Origin of the sequence: Paenibacillus sp. tmac-D7 (assembly GCF_006519665.1) — a bacterium.
Classification (GTDB): Bacteria; Bacillota; Bacilli; order Paenibacillales; family NBRC-103111; genus Paenibacillus_G; species Paenibacillus_G validus.
In genome coordinates, this window is sequence record NZ_VIDW01000008.1 from 108,142 (window position 1) to 130,298 (window position 22,157).

At 49.0% G+C, this 22,157-nt stretch carries 20 protein-coding genes, 1 pseudogene and 1 riboswitch; of the genes and pseudogenes, 5 read left to right on the forward strand and 16 right to left on the reverse strand.

Features of this window, described 5'->3' with window-relative positions; translation table 11 throughout:
• Window positions 1-73: 73 nt before the first annotated feature.
• Window positions 74-727, forward strand: a complete 654-nt coding sequence (locus tag FKP33_RS08255) for a response regulator (protein ID WP_127609336.1) — start codon at window positions 74-76, stop codon at window positions 725-727.
• A 26-nt stretch (window positions 728-753) separates the two neighbouring features.
• Window positions 754-1,824, forward strand: coding sequence for a PAS domain-containing sensor histidine kinase (locus FKP33_RS08260; protein WP_141334475.1), 1,071 nt, complete (start codon window positions 754-756; stop codon window positions 1,822-1,824).
• 10 nt (window positions 1,825-1,834) lie between these two features.
• Here FKP33_RS08260 and mobA read toward each other — a convergent pair whose 3' ends face one another.
• Window positions 1,835-2,437: a molybdenum cofactor guanylyltransferase gene (mobA, locus tag FKP33_RS08265; RefSeq protein WP_141334476.1), complete on the reverse strand. Its 603-nt coding sequence runs from the start codon at window positions 2,435-2,437 to the stop codon at window positions 1,835-1,837.
• Window positions 2,438-2,680: 243 nt separating this feature from the next.
• Here mobA and FKP33_RS08270 point away from each other — a divergent pair, with 243 nt between their 5' ends.
• On the forward strand, window positions 2,681-3,058 hold the full coding sequence (locus tag FKP33_RS08270; RefSeq protein ID WP_054795651.1) for a hypothetical protein: 378 nt from the start codon (window positions 2,681-2,683) through the stop codon (window positions 3,056-3,058).
• Between the two features lie 119 nt (window positions 3,059-3,177).
• Here the strand turns inward: FKP33_RS08270 and FKP33_RS08275 are convergent, their stop codons facing one another.
• The 8 genes from FKP33_RS08275 to FKP33_RS08310 all read right to left on the reverse strand — a co-directional run bounded on the left by FKP33_RS08275 (window position 3,178) and on the right by FKP33_RS08310 (window position 12,184).
• Window positions 3,178-4,029 (reverse strand): C40 family peptidase, encoded by an 852-nt coding sequence (locus FKP33_RS08275; protein WP_236595837.1) that lies wholly within the window; start codon window positions 4,027-4,029, stop codon window positions 3,178-3,180.
• Between the two features lies 1 nt (window position 4,030).
• A riboswitch (cyclic di-AMP (ydaO/yuaA leader) is annotated at window positions 4,031-4,175 on the reverse strand.
• A 218-nt stretch (window positions 4,176-4,393) separates the two neighbouring features.
• On the reverse strand, window positions 4,394-5,350 hold the full coding sequence (locus tag FKP33_RS08280) for a formylglycine-generating enzyme family protein (protein WP_372814173.1): 957 nt from the start codon (window positions 5,348-5,350) through the stop codon (window positions 4,394-4,396).
• Window positions 5,351-5,381: 31 nt separating this feature from the next.
• Window positions 5,382-6,860, reverse strand: coding sequence for a sulfatase family protein (locus tag FKP33_RS08285; RefSeq protein WP_141334478.1), 1,479 nt, complete (start codon window positions 6,858-6,860; stop codon window positions 5,382-5,384).
• Window positions 6,861-6,890: 30 nt separating this feature from the next.
• Window positions 6,891-7,712: a carbohydrate ABC transporter permease gene (locus FKP33_RS08290; RefSeq protein ID WP_141334479.1), complete on the reverse strand. Its 822-nt coding sequence runs from the start codon at window positions 7,710-7,712 to the stop codon at window positions 6,891-6,893.
• An 11-nt stretch (window positions 7,713-7,723) separates the two neighbouring features.
• Entirely contained in the window at window positions 7,724-8,641 is a 918-nt protein-coding gene (locus FKP33_RS08295; RefSeq protein WP_141334480.1) for a carbohydrate ABC transporter permease, read from the reverse strand.
• Between the two features lie 80 nt (window positions 8,642-8,721).
• Complete coding sequence (locus tag FKP33_RS08300; protein WP_181410082.1) at window positions 8,722-10,023, reverse strand: ABC transporter substrate-binding protein; 1,302 nt, start codon at window positions 10,021-10,023, stop codon at window positions 8,722-8,724.
• Between the two features lie 263 nt (window positions 10,024-10,286).
• Window positions 10,287-11,435: an ROK family transcriptional regulator gene (locus FKP33_RS08305; protein WP_141334482.1), complete on the reverse strand. Its 1,149-nt coding sequence runs from the start codon at window positions 11,433-11,435 to the stop codon at window positions 10,287-10,289.
• A gap of 302 nt (window positions 11,436-11,737) precedes the next feature.
• A complete protein-coding gene (locus tag FKP33_RS08310; protein WP_127609344.1) occupies window positions 11,738-12,184 on the reverse strand; it encodes a GreA/GreB family elongation factor in 447 nt (148 codons plus the stop codon).
• Between the two features lie 304 nt (window positions 12,185-12,488).
• Here FKP33_RS08310 and FKP33_RS08315 point away from each other — a divergent pair, with 304 nt between their 5' ends.
• Window positions 12,489-12,689, forward strand: coding sequence for a sporulation protein Cse60 (locus FKP33_RS08315; RefSeq protein WP_141334483.1), 201 nt, complete (start codon window positions 12,489-12,491; stop codon window positions 12,687-12,689).
• Window positions 12,690-12,772: 83 nt separating this feature from the next.
• Here the strand turns inward: FKP33_RS08315 and FKP33_RS08320 are convergent, their stop codons facing one another.
• The 4 genes and pseudogenes from FKP33_RS08320 to FKP33_RS08335 form a co-directional block, all read right to left on the reverse strand.
• Window positions 12,773-13,105: an antibiotic biosynthesis monooxygenase gene (locus FKP33_RS08320; RefSeq protein WP_054795643.1), complete on the reverse strand. Its 333-nt coding sequence runs from the start codon at window positions 13,103-13,105 to the stop codon at window positions 12,773-12,775.
• A 220-nt stretch (window positions 13,106-13,325) separates the two neighbouring features.
• Window positions 13,326-14,144: a YheC/YheD family protein gene (locus tag FKP33_RS08325; RefSeq protein WP_141334484.1), complete on the reverse strand. Its 819-nt coding sequence runs from the start codon at window positions 14,142-14,144 to the stop codon at window positions 13,326-13,328.
• Between the two features lie 118 nt (window positions 14,145-14,262).
• Window positions 14,263-15,429 carry a YheC/YheD family endospore coat-associated protein gene (locus FKP33_RS08330; RefSeq protein ID WP_141334485.1) on the reverse strand — a complete coding sequence of 389 codons (1,167 nt, stop codon included), beginning with the start codon at window positions 15,427-15,429 and terminating at the stop codon, window positions 14,263-14,265.
• A 36-nt stretch (window positions 15,430-15,465) separates the two neighbouring features.
• Window positions 15,466-15,795, reverse strand: a pseudogene (locus tag FKP33_RS08335) (KamA family radical SAM protein); the annotation flags it as partial.
• A 56-nt stretch (window positions 15,796-15,851) separates the two neighbouring features.
• On the opposite strand from FKP33_RS08335, the gene FKP33_RS27430 reads away from it, so the two are divergent.
• Window positions 15,852-15,980 (forward strand): hypothetical protein, encoded by a 129-nt coding sequence (locus FKP33_RS27430; RefSeq protein WP_258313411.1) that lies wholly within the window; start codon window positions 15,852-15,854, stop codon window positions 15,978-15,980.
• Here the strand turns inward: FKP33_RS27430 and FKP33_RS08340 are convergent.
• The 3 genes from FKP33_RS08340 to FKP33_RS08350 are packed head-to-tail and all read right to left on the reverse strand — an operon-like array spanning window position 15,952 to window position 21,988.
• Complete coding sequence (locus FKP33_RS08340) at window positions 15,952-19,548, reverse strand: tetratricopeptide repeat protein (protein WP_141334486.1); 3,597 nt, start codon at window positions 19,546-19,548, stop codon at window positions 15,952-15,954. The two genes, FKP33_RS27430 and FKP33_RS08340, sit on opposite strands and share 29 nt — an antisense overlap.
• 36 nt (window positions 19,549-19,584) lie before the next feature.
• Window positions 19,585-20,694: a PD-(D/E)XK nuclease family protein gene (locus FKP33_RS08345; protein WP_141334487.1), complete on the reverse strand. Its 1,110-nt coding sequence runs from the start codon at window positions 20,692-20,694 to the stop codon at window positions 19,585-19,587.
• Between the two features lie 52 nt (window positions 20,695-20,746).
• Entirely contained in the window at window positions 20,747-21,988 is a 1,242-nt protein-coding gene (locus tag FKP33_RS08350; RefSeq protein ID WP_127609356.1) for a DnaJ domain-containing protein, read from the reverse strand.
• Window positions 21,989-22,157: the final 169 nt, after the last annotated feature.

Here is a 22,157-nt window from a genome sequence, read left to right on the forward strand (position 1 = left end):
ATTGCTGGGGTTCTTTTATTTTTGTTAAGATAGATGAAGATTCGGTTGGTGACGATAGGGAGAGGAATCCATCATGGTTAAAATCTTAGTAGTGGACGATCATGCGGTGGTCCGTTCAGGGCTGAAAATGCTGTTGGAAGGCAAAGCGGAGTTCCAAGTGATCGGCGAAGCCGCTGACGGAGACGAAGCGATCCAAGCCGTGAACGCCTTGCGGCCGGATGTCGTGCTCATGGATTTGAATATGCCTCAGGGCAAAGACGGGCTCACGGCAACCGCCGAGCTGAAGAAGCTTCACCCGGATGTGGCCGTACTCATCTTAACCATGCATGATGACGATGAGTATTTGTTCCGCGGCATCCATGCCGGAGCGTCAGGCTATATCCTGAAGAGCGCGCCGCATGAGGAGCTGCTGACGGCGATTCGCTCGGTTTCCGCCGGGAACGCTTACCTGTATCCAACCGCAACCAAGCGTCTGATGGGAGAATATTTGGAGAAGTTGAAACACGGGGACAGCACCAATACGTACGAGACGCTCTCAGACCGTGAGAAAGAAGTATTAGGGTTAATCGCCAAAGGCTACAGCAATAAAGAAATCGCAGAGCAGCTCGTCATCAGTGTGAAAACGGTGGAAACGCATAAGAGCAACGTGATGGAGAAGCTGGGCCTCAGAACAAGACCCGAGCTTGTGAAATATGCCGTCAAAAAAGGTCTTCTCAGCTTCGAATAATCGACGTAGGTAGGTGATTCCTTGCCATGCTAGGACAAGACGTAGACCGACTCTTGCAGCATCTGGACGAGCACATTCTCGACCCCGGCTTCCGCGATACGTTGAAGCATTCGTTAAAGCAGCTGGTTGATATCAAATTTGCATTGGACGAATCCTCCATCGTAGCGGTTACCGACCGCCGCGGAGTCATCCGATACATTAACGATAAGTTTTGTGAGATTTCCAAATACGAGCGGGAAGAGCTTATCGGCCAGGACCACCGGATCATCAATTCCGGATTTCACGACAAAAGCTTCATGGCCGATCTGTGGAAGACCATTACCTCGGGAAACGTCTGGCGCGGCGAGATCAAAAATAGAGCGAAGGACGGCACCTATTACTGGGTCCATACGACGATTGTCCCCTTTTTGAATGAACAAGGCATTCCGTATCAGTATTTGGCCATCCGCAATGAAGTCACCCAGTTGAAAAAAATCGAGGAAGAGCTGCAGCACATGATGACGCACATGATGAAGGTGCAGGAGGAAGAACGAAGACGGTTCTCGCGGGAGCTTCACGACGGCATCGGGCAAAGCATCTTTTCGCTGCTGATCCAGCTGGATCGCCTCATCAGCGAAACCCGGATGACCGAGCTGAAGCAGCTTCGCAATCATGTAGCCGCGGTCATTGAAGATGTGCGCGGACTGGCCTGGGAGCTTCGCCCTTCGGTGCTGGATGACCTCGGCGTCGTACCGGCGCTCCGGACCTATATCGACAATTACTCCAACCATTACGGAATTCGCGTCCATTTCCGCAGCAACCTGCGCCAACGTCTCGATGCCAATAAAGAAACGACCATCTACCGGATCGTTCAGGAGGCCCTGACGAACACCGCGAAATATGCGGATGTAGCTGAAGCCCGCGTCGAGCTGCTCGAACACGATACCTATGTCGAAGCGCATGTGGAGGACGATGGGAAGGGCTTTGTCCGCGATACCTCGTCCCAAGGCGTCGGGCTGTTCAGTATGGAAGAAAGGGCCCGCAGCGTCTACGGCACATTCACGGTCCGTTCCAGGCCCGGGCATGGAACGAAGGTTTCATTCATCGTACCGAAATGAAAGGCCGACTTCACAGCGGCCTTCCTCCAAGCCATAACTTCTCATCGTCTTCCTTCGTCTTGATCGAGGCGACGAACCGGCTGTCGATGGCTTTCTCTTCAAAAGCGGACTCCTGCAGCTCACACCAGTATAACTGCTTTAAGAGCGTGGAGAGCGTCGCTTCGTCTTGCTCCAGCAAGGCGCCGATCTTCACCGCGCAGCTGCGGTCGTACACCCCGTGCAGCGGATGCGCGCTGCCGCCTATGGCAGGGATGGCCGCTTCAAACCCTTCCTGCTCACGGGCGAGCAGCAATTCCGCCGCCTTCGAAGAGATATAAGGCATGTCGCAGCTGACAACCCATACATGCGGTTGCTGCGCTAAGGTTAAGCCCGCGTGCATCCCGCTTAGGGGACCCTTGCCGGGGAAATAGTCCGTAATGATTCGAACCCCCCGGTCTACCTTTCGCAGGAAGGGGGTCGGATCGTTCGTAGCGATGATGATCTCCTCACAGCATTTTTCCATCTCACGAATTTGACGCTCCACGATCGTCATGTTGTCCAGCATGAAGAACGCCTTGTTTTCTCCGTTCGCCCCCCGGTTTCGCCCCCCTGCCAATATCAGTCCGGACATCATAACCATTCACTCCTTCTCTGCATTGGGCTTGTTTTATATGCTTATTACATCATTTCCGCTGTCCAAAGGCAGTGATTTGCATCACTTCCGAAAGACGGTACACACCATGCGGTTCTCCGATAAGGTTTCCATGTTTTTGACAGCAGGCTTCGACAGCTTCCTTAGAAAAACTTGTGTACTATTAAACTAGCAGATGAAACTAGCAGCAATACCGTCATTTTCTATGTAAAGGAGGCCGTTACGTTGGCAAATGAGGTATTCCAGGAAGAAGAGTTGAAGTATCTGTTGCCGTTCGGACCCAGAGAAAACCATGAGACGCCCGCTCCTTCGAAGAAACCGAAACTAACCATTCGATATCTCCATAATCTGATTACGGAGCTGCAGCAGCAAAACTTGCTGCTTGCTCAGCAGGTTCATGACTTGGAGCGGCAGTTGTTTGAATGTCGTCAGACGCATATCGAGTTAGCCGCAGCCGCCGAACAACAAGCTCTGAAGGAATCGGAGACGAAGGATGAACCCGATTCGTTCCATGATGACCAGGAGGCTTTCCGAATTTCCCGTTCCAAACGTCATCAGGCTGCCAAGAAGGTATCCTTTTGGTCCGTTTTATTCCGTTTTTAGCGTGCAAACGGCTTGCAGCTTGGAATAGCTTCCGGCTTATGAACCCCATCAATATGAAAAACCTGGCCGACGGCCAGGTTCTTTTCTGTGCAAGCCCCTACGATTGAGCTTGAGGATTATTATGACGTGACTCGTTTAGCTCCTACATACTTTTTACTCCAGTAACCGGTTGTCAAACTTGCCACCGAGACGCCGCCGGAATTGGTCGCTGAAATAAATTGTTGATTGCCTAAATAAATCCCTACGTGGGAGGTTCTGTTTTTCTCCGCAAAAAAAACAAGATCTCCCTCCTGAGGGATGCTCACCGCCTTGCCTGCAGTCTCGTACATTTCCAGGGATGTTCTGGGCAAATCGATGCCGTTGAGCCCGTATATATAGTCCACAAATCCGGAGCAATCAAAGCCATTCGGTGTACGGCCGCCCCATACATAAGGAACTCCCAGGTACTTATAGGCAATTTGCGTGACAGACGGTTTTGGCTTCGGCGCATACCAAGCCGGGGCATGATATAATCCGTCTTCGTTAATAATAGCAATCCGGTTATCCGCATCCCACTGGACTCTATAGCCGAACGTCTCGGATACGAAGCGTAGAGGGAGATATACGCTGCCTTGTATAAATTGCGCAGGAGCATCCATGCTGACAACCTTTTTATTAACCAGAGCTTTTCGATCCCCGGTTTGCAAGGCGATCGTTTTGTTGTTGTTGGTTAACGTAACTTTCACCCGCGCTTGTTCCATGCTCCACTCAACCTTGTAACCAAGCTTCTCAACGAGCACACGTAAAGGGATTTGCAAAGTGTTGGTGTTATCGATATAAGGCTGTGCTTCGGGGAAGGAAACCAGGCTGTCGTTAATCTGCACTTTAACATCATTGGCGGCAGCTTGTGCTGTTCCCGCATGAAACATGGCAAGCAGTCCGATCGAGGAAAAAGCGCACGACCAAATAAGCTTCTTGCAAAAACGATTCAAATCAAATTCCTCCTGCGGCCTTCGAGGTTAGTTGACGGATTCGGAAGAGGCTGCTCCCTAGTTCGATAGTTAACGAACATTCACCCCATGGTAAAGAATCCCCCGTACCAGATCTTCTGCTGAACTGGATTCGGCCCATTATTTTTATTAGAGTAGCATAGTGGTTTCATGGACTTCAAACTTATAACTGCCATGAATTACATTGATTTCCTTTCTTTTCGTTTTATTTTGGGTTTTGACACATCTGTGCTAAATTTTGTAAAAAAAGCCCGCGACCGCTCATTAGAGCCGTCTCGGGCTTTCGACATATCAGACAAGGCTTGCGACGGATGGTCACGAGTTCTACAGGAGCTCTTATTCCCTATCAGGCGTCGGCCGCACAGCGAAAACCGATATTCCCCGTGGAGCTATCCGGTGTATTTTTACTGCGGGCAGCGACTCTGTACCGGTTGCAATACGATTTGTGGCACAAATAGGAGCCTCCGCGCAGCACCTTCTCCTGACCTGTTGGCGGACCTTGCGGGTTTATTAGCGGGGCGGCCGGATGATTCGCGCTAAACCAGTCCGAGCACCATTCCCATACGTTGCCGGAAACATTATACAGCCCGTAATCGTTCGGTTTATAAGCATGGACAGGCGCGGTTCCGGCATAACCGTCGCTGCAGTTATTTTTCTCCGGAAACTTGCCCTGCCAAATATTGCAGCGATGCTCCCCATCCGGTTTGAGGACATCCCCCCACGGATAACGCTTTTGCACAAGACCGCCTCTTGCCGCATACTCCCATTCCGCTTCGCTCGGCAGCCGTTTACCGGCCCATTGGCAATAAGCATACGCATCATGCCAGGAAACATGAATCACCGGATGGTCCATGCGGTCATCAATGTGAGAATCCGGACCTTCCGGATGCTTCCAGCATGCACCGTTCACGGCCCACCACCAGGGCGTCTGCCGAACCGTTTGTGTCACTCCTTGCGCAGTTTCGGCGGAAACGAACAAGTGGAACACAAAGGACCAGCCAAAGATCTCCGCTTCCGTGCGATAACCGGTAGCATCGACAAATGCCTTGAATTCCGCATTGCTCACTGTATAAGGATCGATATAAAAGGGATCCAGCCGAACCGAACGAACGGGGCCTTCGCCATCTTGGGCAAACCCTTCCTGATCCGCAGTTCCCATTAAAAACTCACCGCCGGGCAAATAAATCATGCCTTCTTTAGGATCTTTGGACGAGGGTATGATGTTCAGGGGCAAGGAATGAGCATCCGGTAAGCTCGAATCCTCTCTGCTGGCCGAGCAGCAGCCCGGTTTTTTTGCATTCATTTCAATCATCCTCCACGATTAAACAGAGCCCCTACAGCTTCGGATAGCCGTGACCGAATTCCGCAGGATGTCTCCGTTTCAGCTCTGAAATAGCATGACCGCGTCCTGTCTGCTCCAACCACTGCGTATACTTCGGCAAGAAACCTTTGGCATGATAAGGTCCTCCCTCTTTCATAACCGTCCACAGCGGATCTACGTCGAAAGGCATCGTCTCCATCATGTGGTCATGCCATTCATTTAAATAATATACCGCATCTCGGCAAACTTGGCGATGCTCCGCAGCCAGATTCGTTTGCTCATGAGGATCGTTGTCGATATCGAACAGCATCTCTTTATTGAATAAATGGTACCCGTCATGATACGTTCGGATATAGAGCCATTCCCCGAAACGAACGCTTCTTTGACAAACGTGAGCACATTGTGAAACGACAAGGTAGTCGCGGCCCGCCTCCTGGCCATTCAGCACGGCGGGTGCATAGCTTTGGCCGTCCCAGCTTGGCAGCGGCTTACGTCCGAGCAGCTCGGCAAGCGTTGGATTCAGATCCAGATGATAATGCAAACCATGATCAACATGGGGCTGTGTTACACCCGGCCAGCGAATAATCATCGGAATTCTGCAAGTACCCTGATCCGCGGTTCCGTGCTCCCCGTAAATTCCAAGTTCGCCCATGTTCTCGCCATGATCCGCCGTTATGATGACGACCAAATCATCCATCACCCCTTGAGCCTCCAAAGCAGCGAAGATGGAACCGATATGCTCGTCCATATAACGGACGCCGCAGTCGTATCCGTCGATCATTCTCCGTAACCCTGCCATATCCTTGATTTCTCCGGGATGACGGGGAAATTGTTCGCTGGTCTGATTATCGTACATATTAATTTCGCTTGCGCTATGCGGTCCGACCTTGAGCTTATGGGCTTCCAGCACATCCTCCGTAATCCACGCAGGCAGAGGATCGTCAGCAAACGGATTGCCGAAATCTTCCGGTGCCCGGTACGGCGTATGGGGGTCCCAATAATTCACATAAAGAAACCAGTCGTCCTTCCGGGCATTGTGCTCAATCCAATTCAGTACGGCAGGCGTCACTTCCTCGGCCGATTCCATCCCGCATTTCCCGGTATTATGAATTTCATTAAAGCCTGCATAAAACGTCCAGGACGAATGCCGTTCCGCGAAAGGGCTTATTAATACTGTCTTTAATCCGGCAGAACGTAAAAAAGCAGGCAGACTCTCCTTGGCTAATGTATCTTGAAATTGTCGCCGCTCTCCTTCATGACGCACATCGCCGGCGGTCCCGCCATGACCGACAACCCCGTTGTGGATGCCGAACTTTCCCGTCATTAGCGCTGTCCTCGATGGAAAGCAGGGGGCATCGGACGTGTAATAGTTTGTAAAGCGAACTCCTTGCTCCGCAATTTTGTCAATATGAGGCGACGTATTACGGTGATAGCCGTAGCAGCCCAAATGATCGGGGCGTAATGAATCCAAATCCAGCAATAAAAATCTCATGGTTTATCATCCTTTGCGCGTAATATGGTGCTACCCTTTCACGGCTCCGTTCGTCAGTCCGGCAATAATCTTTTTTTGGAATAAAAAAATCAGGAAGACGAGAGGTACGACAGACAGAACGATCGCCGCGGATATAGTCGCCCAAGGAAAGTCGTGCTCCCCTTGAAACATCATGACCCCTACCGGTAAGGTACGAAGCGAGGCCTTGGACATTAAAGTAAACGAGAATAAAAATTCATTCCAGCTATGCACAAACACCAGAATGGCTGCAGTAACGGTCGCCGGGGCGGATAACGGCAAAATAATTCGAATAAACGTCTGCATCCGGCTTGCTCCATCCACATAAGCGGCGTCATCCAATTCCTTCGGAATTTCATTCAGCAAGGCAGACAACAGCCAGATCACCATAGGCAACGCGAACGCTGCATGCGTCAGGCTTAATCCGGTGTAGGTGTTAATCAAGCTTAAATCGCGCAGTCCTACAAATATAGGCAGTACCATCGTCATGGGCGGAAACATCGACGTTGTGACGACCAGCATTAAAATTAACGGTTTCCCCCGAAACTGCAGCCTCGACAACGCATACCCCATCATGAAGCCCAATACCAGAGCAATTATCAGCGTATAGAAGGCAACAACCGTGCTGTTCCAGTAATATTCCGCGAAGGGCTGTTCAAAAACACGGATATAATGTTCCAGGACCGGTTTCCAGGTCATCAACCTGGGCGGAGTATCGAACAGTTCAACAGTCGGCTTGATCGAAGTAACAAATAGCCAATATAACGGAAAAAAGGAGACGACGACGAGCAGCAGCACCGTACTATAAAAAAACAGTTTATTCGCAGACTTCAACACCAGCCCTCCTATCGGTCGGGATCATACAATACTTTGACATAAACAAAGGAAAGAACGAATAAGGCGATAAATAGCAGCACCCCCAGAGCCGATCCATAGCCCCACTGCATATCGATAAAGGTTGTGGTGTGAATATACATAGGCAATGATTCCGTTTCGTTGCCGGGCCCGCCTTGAGTCAAGCCGTACATCAAGTCGAAGGCCTGCATCGCCGATAAGGTGCGTAAAACCAAAGAAACGAGAATGACATTGCGAAGCAGGGGCATAGTAATTCGAAATAAAATTTGCGTACGGTTCGCTCCATCGATTTTAGCGGCTTCGTATAAGCTGCCCGGAATAGATTGCAGGCCGGCAAGCAGAATGATCGCCATGAACGACGATGTTTTCCAGATAGCCACTATACATATCGCGGTAAAGGCCAGCTTGCCGTCTCCCAGCCAATTGAGCGGCTTCTGAATAAATCCCAGCGCCTGAAGAATCGCATTAAACAAGCCGTAATCCTGATTAAACATCCAACGCCAAGTCAAGGCGTTCGTAATCGTGGGCAGCGCCCAAGGAAACAAGATAGCCGCCCGGACAAATCCCCGGAACCGGAACGCTTTGTTAGCCAAAATCGCAAGGTACAATCCGATAATCAGCTCAAAAATGACCGTAATCGATGAAAACGAGAGCGTAAATCCTAACGATTGCCAAAACCGGTGGTCACGGAATGCTGTCGTATAGTTCTCCAAACCGACAAAAGGCGATCCCAGCCAAGGCTCCGTGATCGAGATATGGTAAAGGGACATCCAGAACACCCGGACAATGGGATACAATGTAAATATCAATAAGAACAAAACCGGCGGTAAGATTAACAGGCAAGCCACCTGCTTATCGGTCCATCTTCCGGTCCTCCATGGCCGCTTCAGCGGTTTGACGGATGGCAAGGTAACGCCTCCCCCTCTTCGTGCTAATTAGGAAACACCCGGCAAGAGAAGCCTCTCCGACCGGGCTGACTTTCTCTCCTTTATTTTAATTTCTCATCAATTTCTTTCTGTGCGTCACGCAACGCGGCCTCAGGATCCTTCTGACCGGACAGAACGAGGTTCACCTGCGTTTGTACACTTCGGCTGATCTGCTCGTAATTTCTTAAGACGGGCCGGCTTTTCGCTTTTTCCATCACAGCAGGCAGCTGTTCGAAGATAGGCTGTGCCTTTTTCAACTCAGGATCGTCAAACACTTTCCTGACCGACGGAATTTTGCTCGCATTCGTGCCCATCGACTTTTGCTCCTCGTCGCTCAAGAAAAACTTCATCACTTCCCAAGCTTCTTTCTTATGTTCGGAGAACTGGTTGATAGCGTAGACCCATCCGCCGGTGGAAGAATGCGATTCCGAACCGTCCGAATGCGGTATCGCGGCAATTCCTACCTTGCCTTCCACTTTCGTGCCTTTGAGCTGAGTAAAAGCCGCAGGCCAGTTTCTCATGAAAATGGCGTTGCCCGCGCTAAAAGCGATCGTATTGTCATTCGGATTCGAAGTGCTGACACTAACGGGAGAAACCTTGTCCTGCGTAATCAGGTTGTTCATCGTTTTCAACGCTTGAATGCCTTTATCGCTGTCTACCTTCACCTTGCCCTGATCGTAAATATCTCCATTCTGACCCCAGAGATGCTCCAGCCAGTTGATTGTAGCACCCTCGATTTTGGCCCCCTGGAATAAATAGCCGGTCAATTTCGGATCATTTTCCTTCTGGAGAATTTCCTGGGATACTTTCGTCAGTTCAGCCCACGTTTGGGGAACGGGCAAATTGTACTTATCCAGCAGATCTTTACGGTAAAACAACACCCCGACATCCATATAACCTTGAATCCCGTACTGTTTGTTATTGACTTTGCCTACTTCAACAGCAGCAGGCCAGAATCGCTGCAGATAGGAAGCATCCGCATATTCATCAATCGGCGCCAGCCAACCGGCGGAGGCAAACATGGCAGGCCATGTGACGTCGGTCATAAACAGGTCCGGAGTATTGCTTTTACTGTTGAACCAAGTGCTGTACCGGGTCATTTGTTCATTAGGCACCTGCGGAAGCTCGACATATTTGATCTTAATGTTGTCATGGGTACTGTTAAAACGGGCAATCGACTTTTCCAGTTCACCGGAAGCATCCTTCCCCGCGGCAAATTCGATGGATACAGGCTCCGATGATGCCGGTTTCGCGGAATTGGAGGCTGTCTCGGCCCCGTTTTGATTCGGAGAACCGCTTGAGCAGCCTGCAGCTGCAATCGTTAATACAAGAGTCATGGTGATCAAGGGCATTTTTTTCTTCATGGCCAGTCTCCTTCTTCCCGTCATTTTTCGGGCATTATTTGATTAATCATTTTAATTAATTAAACGAACCTATTCCCCCTTACTTTTACTTGTTGCAGAAATATATATAGATAAGTTTCCGGACGTCCGGTCAACACACTATTCAAAATAAACCTATGTATTTAGTGGGAATTATTAGTTTGTATGATAGCATCGCCTCTTTCGGCTGTCAACCGTTTTGCTTGACATTCTGCTTCATGAGGCCAATGATTGCAATAATGGCTTCATCTTATAAATATTTCATGCTGAAGCGCCAGGCTGGCGGCACCGATCAGACCGATATGCTCTCCGAATGAGGAGCTTTCAATCTGTACCTTTTCTCTTTTGAATAAAAAAGACCGCCATTCGATTTCTTTCTTTAACTCGCTAATCAACGGAAATCCAGGTCCAGCCATGACTCCTGCGACAACAACCTTCTCGACATGCAGAATGTTAATATAAGAGGCAAGCACCGTCCCAATAGCCCTTCCCGCCTGACGCATGGCTTGAACGGTCTCGGAATCTCCCTGCTCGAAGGCATGCAGCACACGGGGCCACGAAGCTTGAAGCTGCCGCGATATCGCCGTATTCGAAGCATATTGCTCCAGGCACCCCCTGTTCCCGCACCAGCATGAGATGCCGTCCGGCATATACGTCATATGACCGAATTCCCCCGAGCCCGTGGGTCCCCCTCTGTAAAGCCTATCGTTGAGAATAAGCCCCGATCCGATTCCTTCCCCTATATAAATACACAAGAAATCGGATACCTGTTTGCTTTCTCCAAACATCTTTTCGGCCAACGTCATGGCACGGACATTATTGTCTATATATACGGGCAATTGTACGGCGTTCGTTATTTGGGCAGCCAGCGGGACAGGTCCCCAGCCTAACGGCTCGACGTTGAGTATTTCGCCTTTGTCAAAGCTGATTAAACCTAGACATCCAATGCCTACAGCCGCTATCTGCACGTCGTTGATATCCGAAATAAATGCTTTCAATTCCTTGATCAGCATTTCGGTAAATGCAGCTTCATTTATTCCCGGGGACAAGGGGAATTGACGTGTTTTTTTGATAAGTCCATGAAGATTAATGAGTCCAAGTTCCACTTGACTCACGTGGATATGAATACCGACCACCCAAGACGCATCTCCATTTAAAGCAAGAGCAATGAATTTGCGGCCTACTTTTTTTTCCTCTTCTTGCAAATAACCGACTTCCCGGATCAACCCTTCCTCAATAAGCTCAGCCGTCAAATGGCTGATCGTTGCTGAAGTCAGTTGCGTCATTTCCGCAATATGCTGTCTTGAAGTGGGTCCATATCTTAGAAGGGATTGGAGTACCCTCGAACGGTTCGTTTGTTTGGCTCGAATAATATTTTGCCCCTTAAGTGACATGCCGTTTTACTCCTTATGCGGTGACCGCTGCCTGTGTGTTAGCGTCTCATTATGGGTGTATAACATGGCGCTTGGCAGAATCTCCTTGGTTTATTCCCATAGTAATATGCTGCAGCCCCTTTGAGCAACTCCTCAATAAACAGGAGCAGACGCCACCTCTACCCTAGGTGTAAACGCATGACTGCCGCACCTGAAAAAAACGTCGGGCAGATCATCAACACGATCTGTCACCCGACGCTTTCCCTATGCCTGCCAATTATAAACGGATCAGTAAGCCGGCTCGTTTCAATCCTCTATATGGGCTAATTTACATCGCCGCTGTTAACGAACTTGATGCCTTCTACTCTTAGCCGGATTTCACCGGAAGGTACATCAAGCCGATAGGTCTCTTGAGATTTAGCCATCAATAACTGAAACCCGAGAGGAGACAAGAAAGATATCTTGTTGTTATTGGGGTCCGCCAGATGCGGGAAAACAATGGTGTACGACTCGGGCGAATCGTCATCTAAATACCGCAGCTCCAATTGACTGCCAATCAGTGCGACGGAATTTAGATTCTCTTCGGTTAGATCAGCGACTATCTTCTCAAGCGTGGTCGCATAAACAGCCAATACCTGCTCAACCGTGCTGCGTTTCAGGTTGTGTTCCGGAAAATACTGATTCAAGAAATTGAACTTTTCTTCATCAAAATAAACAAGTTGATTAATCAGTTGGGTTCGTGAACCTTGATACATAATACTACGGTTCATAGTAGATTTCCCCTCCCTTACTGAACACAACCCATTTAGAGTAGCTAGTGAACATTCTCATACAAATCCCTCCTAAGTAAATAGAGGTCTCCACAAGGGAGACCTTCAGATCATTATACCAAGTAATATCTGTAAATCCAATCCAAATCTCATCGACAACAAAAGATCGATTGACACTTATACTTTGGGGTGCTAAGCTTACTTAAGTGCAGGCATTCCGCTATTATCGCGGGATGCCTCGATCCATTTTTATACTCTTTTTACATTAAATGTTACCTGAAACTAGCTGAAAGGAGGTACTTCGATGATCCAAGTTAAAGAATTCGTTGATACGGATAACTCTTATGCGGAACATAAGGCTAACGAGTTTTTGGCGGGATTAAATGAGACTCAGGTCGTAAATGTGTGTTACGGCTCGGTTATAAAGACAACGCCTTCCGGGAAAGAGACCCAAAGAAGCACGATTTTGATCGTTTACAGGACCAAAGCCAAGCGAGAGACTTAGACAAGAAGTATCTAACGGCAACAGGCTGCCCCGCACCCTCAAGATGAGGGAAGGACAGCCTTTGGTTATTTCGCGATTTCCAGTTACGTCGTTTGAACGAACTTGCCTTTTCTGACGGCTTTCACTTCATACATGCTCACATTCGTGCTGATCACATACTCAGGCGGTTGTTGTCCCTTGCTGTTCCGGTGCCCTTGAATGTGCTCGGGGCTCTTCTCCCAATTTTTCCAGGCTTCCTCCGATTCCCAGCGAACGACGATGACGACCTCTTCGTTTTCTTTACTTCTCTTGTTCACCATGACGGTAATATCGATCAAGCCTTCCCTCCCGTCAAGCGGACCTTCCTTGCTGAAGCGTTCAACGACTTTGTCCGCATTGCCCTTCTCCACCGTGACGGTTCTGGTTTGAATAAGCACGGGTTCCTCCTCCTTCTGCTTGCCTTATTGTGCCGCTTCTTGAAACATTTAGGCGCCGGTGCTCGCTCTTATTCAAGTTTAATTGATAACGATTATCATTGTCAAATGGACATCACACAAGTCCTAAATAACATTCACCGTAACCAGCTGGCCTGTTCGCCGGTAAGCTTCTCCACAATTGGCGATAGCTCATCCACTTTTACAACCTTACTTAATATCGTCATCCTTCATTCGCTCGTTCCGGATGACGCCTGGGGATTTCCTTCCCCGATCCTGATATCTCTCTATAGGCATAATCTCGCCCTCTGGCTGCCAATTTTTTTGCTTTGAGATATCTGCGATACTGCCTTAGATCAAGCTTCCCTAAACCCTTAAAGTCCGGCCTGGTATTCGCTTCGATAAACCATACTCTTCCTTTCTTATCGATGCCCATATCTAAACCGACGATCTTTAGAGAGAAGCGTGAGTCCAGTATTTGAACAATCTGGTAGGAGACATCGATTAATTCTCTCATCACTTCTAATCTGTTTAAGGGCTGATCCATTCCTTTCAATGTCCTGTTTATCCTTACGTCCCTGGCTCCTTTGGCTACATTGGTTACAACAGATGATTTCTGAGGCGCAACCTTGGCACTGACCCAGGAAAGATGCCATCGGTTCAAAGGCTTTTGCAGGACAATGCGCACATCAAATGGGCGCCCATGATAGGTTGCCAAATCAATGCCCTGCTGAATCAGGTATTTCTTATTAGGATTCAATATCTTCTGCAGCTCATCATATACATCTTCAGTAGAGCATCGGATCGTTATATCTCTATACGAAATCTCACTTGTGGAGCTATTACGCTTTTTCACGCGAACGATTCCGTTTCCTCTTCTGCCGATATCCGGCTTGATATATACAGTAGAATAGGATCGGAGCATTCTCCTAAGGCTTGTGGCATGAAACCAGTCTGTTTTCGGTACATAACGCGAAATAATCGGGTCGTCCATGAGTGGTGAACCCTTTTTCATTTTACTTCGGATAACCGTATGCCTCATATGGCACCCTCTTTCAAAAACCTCTCCAACCGTTTCTTCGTTTCAAAAATATGCGAGACCGTCATCTATCCTCCTGTTGAAGCATGGGTTCGAGACCGCGTCATTCTCGACATGGATATCACCCTCTTATAGATAACTTGGGGTACATCATGTCGCTCGGGATAACTGTATTGCTGCGGTCAGTGCCCATAATTGCTTTTGCATATTCCAATGGATTCAGAAACGCTCTGCGTGACTTCGCTCCATAGGCCTTTACGATTGATACCTTGGCCGATTGCGCGTTGCATTCAATGAGCCAGATCTTCCCCTTCCGATCTACAGCGAAGTCTATCCCGATTTCTCCGAACTTTCCGTATTTTTTTTCAACCCCTGTATAGATATCGATCAAAAAAGTATTGATTTTTTCTTTTAAGGCTTCGATCTGCTCGTTCGTGTAATGTGGGAATATATTCTTTAGATGTGTATCATATCGATAGGCAGAGGAGTGGGTGGTGATCGGGGAGTTTTGCCGGCCTACACGGACGCAAACCCCAACGATATCGATTTCTCCTTGTTTGTTTCTTTGGAGCTCAGCTCGAAAATCGCAGAGGCGGTTGTTACGGACTCTGACCAAATCGATCGCACGCTGTACGATCAACGCCCGGTTCCCGAAGAAGGATTTAATTGCTTTTTCCAAGTCAGTAATCGTATTGACTCTCTTGCGAACCAAATATCCCAGAATTGAATAGCTGTACAGATAACCGTTATTACGCAGTTTTTCAATACGCATCACCTTGGTACCCTTTCTTCCGCGACGCGCTTTCACATACACTGTGCCTTGCTTCCGTATCATGCTCCTGATTTCATCCATCGTTTGAACATTTTGGGTAGGCGGCAAATAGGAGCGTACATTCTCATCCTGGTTTAATAGCTCGTAGAGATCACCTTTATTAAATGCATGAATAGGATTAATTTTCTTGATCCCCAAACGGTCGAACTCCGCTAACAGATTATCAATCGCCTTACCTGAGCCGCCTCGGACATAGACGACATCGGGATAAGAAAATTGCTTTTTCTCCCATCTCTTGGTCTTGTAATTATAATAAGTTCCATTAATTGTTTTGTTGAAAATATCCACATCGTCGACGCAAAAAAAGGTAAGGGTCGTTTTGGCTTCCAAGTTCGCATCGGCAAGCTTTTTCAATCGGGGATATCTATTCATCCTATACAGCGGCATTGGCTTAATACCCAAAATGACGCCGACAATCGGACGATCGAGAGAAGTATCATGGCTCGGTTGTTCCATTGCATTTCACCTCATACAGGTTTTGTAAACCAACGATCAATCTATTTCCTTCTGAGGAAGATCCGGCATTTCGTTGACGGAAACAAACCAGGCAGCCTCTTTCGGGCAATCCAAAACCATAAGCTTTCCATATTGACCTTCGCGAGACTGGTGATATTTTAAATACGCTTTCCCGTCTTCAATGGCCAGGATCTCTACTTTCCCCGAGGTATGACTCATACAAAGCCTAACTCGTTTTCCTAAACCGGACGTTCTTGCTTTCGCTTCTTCTACGATATGATAGACTTCCTCCAGTGTGAGCACGAAGGCTCGGTTCCCTGCAACCGGCCTGTTGACAAAAAAGTAATAGGGAGTAACTCCGGCCCACGGAGCAAATAGAGCCTACCCCTTGGGCTGGTGGAGTCAAAAAAGGGAACAAAGAATTGAATGATTGGATTAACAGCGAGCTTGAAGCATTAGGGAAAGAGCAGTTTTTGCATAAACTTTATGATGAATACCTGAAGAAGGAATTTGGTCCCGAAATCAATCCGGATGATATTGTTGTAGAATAGCATTCGATGACTTCGCTCCAGCCTTCGCCAGCCACTCCCTTGCCTTCTCCGGACTCGGTTCGACGCCGATGCCCAGCTCGTAGCATACGGCTACTTGCTGTTCAGCCAAGGCAAAGCCCTGCTCAGCCGACTTTACATACCACTCCAATGCAGCCCTTTCATTCCGCTCCACACCGTAGCCGTTCTCATAACAGAAGCCCACATTATACTGCGCCTCGGCATGGCCCTGTTCCGCCGCGTAGGAGCAATACTCAAACGTCTTGCTATAGTCCTGTCCGACCCCTTGTCCAGTGAAATAGCACTCCCCAAGCGCGTTCAACGATTCGGGATCTTTCAAAGCTTCACCTCGTTTATAGGCTTCTATTGCCCTTTCGTCACTTTGCCCGATCCCCTTGCCGTGTCTATAGCAATGTCCAAGCTTACCGATCGCCCGGACATCGCCTGCTTTATCCACGGCTTCCTTGTAGTAAACGAATGCTTTCGCCATGTCCGATTCGACGCGAACGCCGAGCAGGGGGCTGTAGCCCGTTTCATAGGACAGGCCGATTTCATAGATCAATTCGAAGCATTGTCTTTCCTTGACTAAGAAGTCAGCAAACTTTAGAAGCCTTTGCCCGTCTTCGTTCGGGTATTTTAAAGCGCACAACGTTCTCATACTCTCCAGAGGACTCGGTTTCACGGAGGCGGTCCGGGCAAGCAAGCTTCTCAAGGGAGACAGCGGCTTGCATGTAAACCGGTAGGTGCGATTATCGAAGCCCTGTAAATAAGCCGCGGTCAGCAGCTCCTCCGCTTGATCCAAGTCCTGGGGAACCCCCATGCCCGACATGTATAGAAAGGCCAAGTTATGTAACGAATTTTTGTGTCTATTCTTGGCGGCCTGCTCATACCAGTACACCGCATTCGTAAAGTCCCGTTGAACGCCGTCCCCGTTGAGATAAAAGCCGCCCACATTGTACTGGGCGGGGCTAAATCCCTGTTCCGCCGCTTGCTTACACCAATAGAAGGCCTGAACGAAATCAGGCTGTTTCCCGTTCTTCCTGATGTAGGACAAGCCTATGGCATTTTGAGCCCGGCCCGTCTGCCGAGCCAAATTTCCGGACTTCTTGTACCAATTCCATGCACCGTAATAGTCTTCGCTATCATAAAAATGATCACCGATCTTCTCTATATAGGCGTCTTCTTCTTCACCGAGCCGCTCATGTTCTTCCGCTTGTTCATAATGCTCTGCCGCCAGCCGATAGTCCTCCGCGTCTACCGCAGCTCTTGCCAGATGACAGTAGCATCGGTGAAGACTCTCTTTCGTTGAATCCCCATATCCGTACTTTCTAGCTTCCTTATACATCGCTATGGCCTGTTCGATATTTCTGTTTTCCCACGCTTGTTCACCAAGCTTGATATAGCAGCGGTATAAATGATATTCGCCATCGTCATCACCCTGCTCCAGGGCTCTAAGATACCATTCGATCGCGGTCTCGTACTCGGGGTCGTCATTATAATCCTCTTCCCCGAAATAGTAATTGCCCAGCGCGACCATCGCTTTTCCGGCGCCTAAGTCAGCCGCTCGTTCGTACCATGCCAAACCGCGCTCAATCTCATAGTGATTGAAGCACTTCTCGGCCGCTTCCATATAGTGTTCCTCAGCCGAGGTCCTCGCGGACCAGACTTCAGCCGCCTTCACGTACCACTCGGCAGCGGCATGGTCGTCCATATTCACTCCCTTACCTTCAAAGTAACACTGCGCCAAAGCGATCATCGCATCTTCATGGTCCATTTCAGCCGCTTTTTCAAACATCGCTATAGCCTCGTCATAACTCTCTTCCTCGTCGTACTCTTTACCATACTGATAATAGGCGTCCGCCAACCATTCATAGGCTTTGTCAATCCCTTTGCTTAGTGCCTGTTGGTAATATTCAATCGCTTTCGCATAACTTTGCTCCACGCCATGTCCATACTCGCAGCATACGGCCAGGTTCAGCAAGCTCTTGTCATGGCCATGCTTGAGTGCCTTGGCGAAGTATTCAAAGGCCTTCCCTTTTTCCTGCACATCCCTGGATTTATAGAACTGCTCGGCGATCCAATAAGCGCCTTCGGCGCACTGGCTCCTAGCTTCCTCGTCGCCTAATTCCGCCGCCTTCTCAAACCAGTGCACAGCCCCATAGGCATTCTTCGGACAGCCCCTTCCCTCTTTATAGCAATAGCCCATATTCCGCATGGCTACCTTACTGCCATTGTTCGCGGCCTGCTCATACCAATAGAGCGCTTGACCGTGATCCTGTGTCACTCCATGACCATTCGCATATAAAACCGCCAGATTGTTTTGCGCTGCTGCTGAGCCCCGCTGTGCGGCTTTTTCGTAGTATTCGGCCGCTTGACGATAGCTTTGATTCACGCCAAGGCCGTTTGCATAACTGTGCGCCAAGTAAAACAGCGCCTCCTGATTCCCGTACAATAACGCCTTCTGGTAGTAATCAAAGGCCTGCTTCCGATCCTGCTCATCCGTTGATTTGCCGAGTCTTCTCCCCAGCTTAAACGCGATATCAGCACATTGCTTCTTTGCGTCCTCATCCCCAAGGCCGGCTGCCTTTTCAAACCAATATAAAGCTTGGACATCATTTTGCTGAACGCCGGAGCCGTTCATCCATCTGTAGGCCAGATTGCTCATCCCGAACCGGTTGCCATTCTTCGCCGCCAGATCGAACCAATACACAGCCAGCTGATCGTTCCGGGTCACACCCTCCCCATTCGCATACAGCACGCCGAGATTGTTTTGAGCGCCGGAATGACCGGCCTTCGCCGCTTTTTCATAGCTTGGAACTACCGTGTTATATAATTTTAAAGCCTTCGCGTTCAGAGCCAACTCATAATAAAAATCCCCATACTCAAGCTTGGCCTGTCTGCAGCCGCGCTCCAGCGCCTTCGCAAACCAGCCTTGTGCCGCTTGAAGATTTTCCGCCCCATAGTGCCCGCGATCTCTATAGTAAACGGCTAAATAATAAGGAGCATCCTCATGGCCCAGCTCCGCAGCCTGTCTAAACCCATCCACCATGTCCCGGTTGTGATTTCTCGCGTTCCAAAGCCCGATCGCTTTGTTATACAGCTCGGATGCCGTAGGCTGGTAAACCACCGGACGAGGTGCAGGAGCCGGCTTCGGGACCGGGGGCTTCAATCTCTGCACAGGACTTTGCTGTACGGGCCTTTGCACGTAAGTCTGCCTGGGAGGAGCAGCCGGCGGCTTCGCGACCTGCTTTTTGTGCTTGGCGATAAAATCGGCAAACGTCGTCCGTGCCTCGACATTTCCCGGATAATGCAGGTTCACAAACTTGCTGACAAGCTCTCTCTCCGTGCCCCTGTATTTGCCGCGGTCCGTACCGGATCGAAAGCTTCCGGTCTTGTTCTGATTAAAGTTATAGGCCCGGATAATCGAGGATACCGTCCACTCCTCTATGCCGGTTAATGCCGACACCTTCTCCTGGGATTTATTCCCTACTATATACTCGTAAATGACCGATACATGCTGATCTCTGCTGTATGATTTGATTTTATGGAGCTCATCCGGATTAAAAGCCACCGTTCCCTCACCCTTTAGCCGTCTCGGAATAGGTAATCATTGCTCTTCTTGTTCGTCTTTGGTTAACTCCGCTCTTAACTCGGACAATTTCCCTTTAAATCTGCCGTTCACATCGTAGACATCCCAAAAGTTCCAGCCGTTCGCATTCTTTTGGGTAATCGCGGTGGCCGCTTTCGAGGGACTGTTAAACAGCTGATCGTGGAACTGAATCTGAACCGCATCGTCTTCCGGAAGCTTAATCAAGGCAGCCGTATAGTCTTTGCCTTTGAAGCTTGCCTTGAATTGATCGCTTAAAGACAGAATCCCCTTCTCCATCAGCTGCGACAGGGAAATATTGTAGCTTTTAATTTGCTCCGCCGTTGTTCTGGAAGCAGGCGCCTCACCTTTGACGGATACGTAAATCTCATCGAAAACATCCTTATATGCATTATAAATAGTCAGACAAAGATCTCTGTTCGGTTGGGCCATCACCTTTCCTCCTTTAATCGGTTTGCCTAGATTCGCCAGATATTGCAGGATCAAAAACTTATTCTCCGGGGTAAGTTCCGGATGCTGAAGGCACGGCTTAATCACATGATCGCAGAGCAACTGATAATTGATCTGAATAAACTTGCTGGAGGAAGGCGCCTTGGCCTCGTCCGGGGATAAATAGATCATCAGATCGTATTCAAAATTGCCGGTCGATTGCTGGAGATAGTGATAGTACCTCTCGGTCTGATCCTTCGATTCGTTCGCTTTAATTTTATTTTCAATCGTAATTCTCAGCACATCGTTCGTTCCGATGATGTCCAGCCTAAGCTTATCCTCTCCGCTTCTGTCCGCATATTCGGTTTGGAACAGCATTTCGCTGAGCTTGAGCTTTTCCTCGTCCACAATGGCGGCTAAATCCAGTACGACCACCGCCTCCTCATGAAACACGCCGTAACGGCTGACCATAAATAAAAAACGCTGCAGCGGAAAGGTGCCTAAGCCCAGGCTGGACCCGGGATCGATGAGCCATTTCACAAAGGCGCTGTGCCACATTTCGGTATGAGAGGCCGCGATAATTTCGAACAGGTTGCTCTTGGATTGAAGCGATTTTAGTTTGAGAAAATTGGGGTCCTGCAGCAGCTCGTTTATTCGGATTTCCAATGTATGAGTCTCCAACGTCTATCCTCCCTAGAGATACTTAAACGATCCATTCGCACCGTTCCCGAGTTCAATCCGGTATTTTCTTTACCGTGACACCCTTGCCTTCGAGCTCCTGCCACAGCGATTCATACCGCTGCAGCACCGAATCGCTGACATAGCTCACATCGACAAATCGCAGGGTGTTCATCTGAAGCAGCGGTGAATAATCTTCGACCCGGGTCCAGTTGAGGTTGATGTACGCCAGATCCGGAAGCTGAGCCAGCTCGGAGATATTCGTGATCGGATTCAAGGAGATATCCAGCCGCTTGAGCTGCTGAAGACGGCCGATCCCGTCCAGCCTCGTCAGACTGTTGTTGTATATGATCAAGTCCGTTAAGGCGGTCAATTGCACGATCGGGCCTAAATCCGTAAGGTCATTGCCTGAGACATCGAGCAATTCCAGCTGTGTCTGCAGACCGATATGCTCCAGCTGGAGGTCGCTGCAATAGCTCATATACAGCTCCTTGACCCTTAAAGGCGCGGATGGAGGGTACGGGATATCGCTTTTGGAAAGGAGCAGGGTATCCAAATGCTTCAGCTGTTCGATTGGATTCGTATCCTCGATGCCCGTGAACGATACATCCAGCACTCGAATATTCGGAATGTACTTTAAATCCTCGATATCGCTCAGCATCGGGCACGATAGATCCAGCTCCGTAATCCGGTTAAGCTCCTGCTGTCGGATCGGCTCCGTGACTTTGCCCAGCACGATACGCAAAATGATTTCAAAGCACATATCCGCAAAGGTTACCGCATCCGTCCACACTACTGGAGCATCCGGCTTCGCTTGCCGAGCAGCCTTTATTCTTTTTTTCTTGGGATGAAGCCTGTCGTAAATATGTGTAAAAATCTCATCGAAGTGCTGCTCGGCAAAGTCCCCCTTGCCCATACGCTCCGCCAGACTTAGGATGGGGCCTCTATAGCTTAGATGCAGCAGCTGAAATTCACCGATGGAAAAGTAACCGCCGCCCATACCGGGTACGCTGAACGTATGCATGGCCTCCTGCCCAGTTTCAAAGGAAGCCTCCCCTCCCGACTCCGCACCCTCCATGTCAGGAGCATCCTGCGCATCGGAAGCATCACGATGCCGGAACTTTTTCAAGACCATTTCATAGGCCAAATTGATTTTCTTGGCAATTTCGGTGCTGTTGATTTCGGTGCTGATATCGGGATGGTATTTTTTCATCAGCGTGCGATACGCTTTTTGTACGGTTTTCTCGTCGGCATCCGGCAAGACGCTCAGCACTACATAAGGATCATTAATATACATCTTACACCTTCATCCCGGGTTGAAATTTTCTGAGCCTTTTCTATATTCTACCTTACTAATGAGTCTAGTGAAATGGGATGGACCCAAAAAATGGCGTCATCCTAGTTCTTCCTGCCTAAAGACAGCATTGTCCATTTCCTCCATGCTCCCGAAGGGGCGGCAATTCATC

Bases quoted from the DNA above. Each gene is read 5' to 3' on its own strand.
- FKP33_RS08255 (WP_127609336.1), top strand. From the start codon at position 74: ATGGTTAAAATCTTAGTAGTGGACGATCATGCGGTGGTCCGTTCAGGG.
- FKP33_RS08260 (WP_141334475.1), top strand. From the start codon at position 754: ATGCTAGGACAAGACGTAGACCGACTCTTGCAGCATCTGGACGAGCAC.
- mobA (WP_141334476.1), bottom strand. From the start codon at position 2,437: ATGATGTCCGGACTGATATTGGCAGGGGGGCGAAACCGGGGGGCGAAC.
- FKP33_RS08280 (WP_372814173.1), bottom strand. From the start codon at position 5,350: ATGAATGCAAAAAAACCGGGCTGCTGCTCGGCCAGCAGAGAGGATTCG.
- FKP33_RS08285 (WP_141334478.1), bottom strand. From the start codon at position 6,860: ATGAGATTTTTATTGCTGGATTTGGATTCATTACGCCCCGATCATTTG.
- FKP33_RS08300 (WP_181410082.1), bottom strand. From the start codon at position 10,023: ATGAAGAAAAAAATGCCCTTGATCACCATGACTCTTGTATTAACGATT.
- FKP33_RS08305 (WP_141334482.1), bottom strand. From the start codon at position 11,435: ATGTCACTTAAGGGGCAAAATATTATTCGAGCCAAACAAACGAACCGT.
- FKP33_RS08310 (WP_127609344.1), bottom strand. From the start codon at position 12,184: ATGAACCGTAGTATTATGTATCAAGGTTCACGAACCCAACTGATTAAT.
- FKP33_RS08315 (WP_141334483.1), top strand. From the start codon at position 12,489: ATGATCCAAGTTAAAGAATTCGTTGATACGGATAACTCTTATGCGGAA.
- FKP33_RS08325 (WP_141334484.1), bottom strand. From the start codon at position 14,144: ATGAGGCATACGGTTATCCGAAGTAAAATGAAAAAGGGTTCACCACTC.
- FKP33_RS08330 (WP_141334485.1), bottom strand. From the start codon at position 15,429: ATGGAACAACCGAGCCATGATACTTCTCTCGATCGTCCGATTGTCGGC.
- FKP33_RS08350 (WP_127609356.1), bottom strand. From the start codon at position 21,988: ATGTATATTAATGATCCTTATGTAGTGCTGAGCGTCTTGCCGGATGCC.